Consider the following 2,060-nt stretch of genomic DNA (forward strand, 5'->3'; position numbering starts at 1 on the left):
AGGAGTGATTTGGATAGATGAGGGCGGGTGTTTTTTTGAATGAAAAAGGGGACAGATTTATTTAGGTCAGGAAAATAAATCTGTCCCCTTTTCTCGAGCGCCACGGATCTTGAATCGCTAGGACTTCGGGTTATTCAAGACGGTCCTTTGGATGCGCGTTTTGCTGAGCATATATTTTTACGTACGGATGGAAGCGCGATTACGAATCTCGGCAGCATGAAAACAATTATTCTAGAGAAGATAAAATGATAATTGCTATCAATTTTGACACGCTGGTAACGTTTGATTGTACGTACGGTGAGTGGGCTTTTGGTCAGAGTGATTTAAGGGTTTTTGTCGAAAAGGGGTTGATAATAAAAAAAGCCAGACTTCTTAGGGAGTCCCAAGGAGTTAGGGTTGTTGAGGGAGATGGTGAAACGGATGGGGCAGTGGAAAGTCTCTTTCCTTTTCATTATTTGTATGATCCGGTAAAGGGGGTTGAATACGTAGAATGGGAAAGGAACGAAGGGTGTTTAAAGGCTCGTTCTCGTGATGGAGAACGTAGTGTTTATAAGTGCGGATCCGAAAAGTCAAATTCGTTGTATGAGTATGTGGGCGGGTGTTGGTTTGTATTTTCAGGAGTAACGTTCGCCAAAAGAGAGATCCATGAGTACGCTTCTGGTAATAGGAGAGCTTCGGGCAACAAGTTTTTTGAAGAGGTTGGGAAGCAAGAGGCTGTTGTTCAAGCAAATGAAAAGTATCTGCTGGAAGGGGTGATTAACGCTTCACCCGGCCCCGGGTGGATGTCTTTGGAAATACACGCTCAGTCTTTTTGTATTGAGATTTCTGATTGCTAATTCCGCAGTGGAAAAAGGGGACAGATTCTGAGGGGTCCCCACAAATCTATTCCAATGCCTGCGGGAAAAGGGGACAGATTTGAATGGCACTTACTTAGCGAATAAGCGCTTGAACTGAAAGCGAAAAATGAAGAGGGGCTGGTCTTGGTCTACGGTGATAGTTGCGAACACCGATCAAGCAAGGGCACGTGGGTGTAACTAGTTTTGTGTAAACGAAATTTTTTAATTTTTACAAGGATTTATCAATGCGCTATTTCGGCTCGTCTCTCCTCCTGGTCATGACATTGCTTCTGTCAGCCTGCAATACCACCCCTTACGACAAAGCCACCGTCTACTACGACCGAATACAGTTCCCCACTCAACTGGTCAAAGATTATCCAGAGCTGACCGGCCCCATTCTTCAGCATGGCCGGTGTTCCGTGATCATCTCAACCCCCGGTTCGAGCACAGGCACCTACTATTTCTGCACTTATGCACTGACCGCCAATGACCTGTATGTGCAGGGATGGGATGCCAAAGCCCTGAAATATGTCGAAATCGCCCACGTGGAGCTATCGGCGCTTAGAAAAGTCGCCCTGCATACCTTCTTTCGTACCAGTCAGCTCCAGCTAACCGAGGAGCGGCGTCAGTTGGCGCTGAGCGCGTCTATTGATGAGGGCGGTTATGTTGATTCGGCGGCCACGGAGCGCTTGTTCGATGCGATCAAAAACAAAGGAGTGCCCGTGGTGAAAAGCGAAGGCATGATCAACCCCCCAGCTCCGCCTTCGCCGATGATCATTCCGATCGTTATTCCAAAGTAAAAGGGGCGGGGCAGACTTAGAGCGGGCGATGACCCGATGTCTTGAGGATCAAAAACATGACGATCCACCGCTTTCGACTGTACCCCCAAGGAAGAAATACGCGGGACGCTGGTCGATCATGGCGAACGGCAACTGGCGCCTGACATTTCAATTTCGCGACGGAAATGCTTATGTCTTGGACTACGAGGATTATCATTGATGAACTTGCACAACCCGCCCCATCCTGGTGAGTTCATTACCGAGATCTATCTGGAGCCGAACAGTATCAGCGGGCGTGAGCTGGCAGAAAAGCTTGGTGTGGCCTCTTCGACCCTGAGCCAGGAAAAGGAGACAGATTTATTTTTCAAGGCATGCATCGAAAATAAATCTGTCCCCTTTTCTTCTTGATGTTCCCAAAGCGGCCACAGGGACCACATATAACCCA

4 protein-coding genes are annotated in these 2,060 nt (G+C 47.9%); all 4 read left to right on the forward strand.

Going from position 1 to position 2,060, the window contains the following annotated elements; genetic code table 11:
- Positions 1-245: 245 nt before the first annotated feature.
- Positions 246-836, forward strand: a complete 591-nt coding sequence (locus BLO80_RS28685) for a hypothetical protein (RefSeq protein ID WP_092334442.1) — start codon at positions 246-248, stop codon at positions 834-836.
- Positions 837-1,081: 245 nt separating this feature from the next.
- The gene (locus BLO80_RS28690) at positions 1,082-1,636 is read left to right on the forward strand and encodes a hypothetical protein (RefSeq protein WP_092334440.1); all 555 of its coding nucleotides are present in this window, start codon (positions 1,082-1,084) and stop codon (positions 1,634-1,636) included.
- Between the two features lie 118 nt (positions 1,637-1,754).
- Positions 1,755-1,835: a type II toxin-antitoxin system RelE/ParE family toxin gene (locus BLO80_RS28695; RefSeq protein ID WP_092205079.1), complete on the forward strand. Its 81-nt coding sequence runs from the start codon at positions 1,755-1,757 to the stop codon at positions 1,833-1,835.
- Complete coding sequence (locus tag BLO80_RS28700; RefSeq protein ID WP_371914592.1) at positions 1,835-2,023, forward strand: helix-turn-helix transcriptional regulator; 189 nt, start codon at positions 1,835-1,837, stop codon at positions 2,021-2,023. The genes BLO80_RS28695 and BLO80_RS28700 overlap by 1 nt, the downstream gene beginning before the upstream one ends.
- Positions 2,024-2,060: the final 37 nt, after the last annotated feature.

Origin of the sequence: Pseudomonas sp. NFACC56-3 (assembly GCF_900100025.1) — a bacterium.
Lineage (GTDB): Bacteria > Pseudomonadota > Gammaproteobacteria > Pseudomonadales > Pseudomonadaceae > Aquipseudomonas > Aquipseudomonas fluorescens_AA.

Coding starts and splice junctions, on each gene's coding strand:
- BLO80_RS28685 (WP_092334442.1), top strand. CDS start 246: ATGATAATTGCTATCAATTTTGACACGCTGGTAACGTTTGATTGTACG.
- BLO80_RS28695 (WP_092205079.1), top strand. CDS start 1,755: ATGGCGAACGGCAACTGGCGCCTGACATTTCAATTTCGCGACGGAAAT.
- BLO80_RS28690 (WP_092334440.1), top strand. CDS start 1,082: ATGCGCTATTTCGGCTCGTCTCTCCTCCTGGTCATGACATTGCTTCTG.
- BLO80_RS28700 (WP_371914592.1), top strand. CDS start 1,835: ATGAACTTGCACAACCCGCCCCATCCTGGTGAGTTCATTACCGAGATC.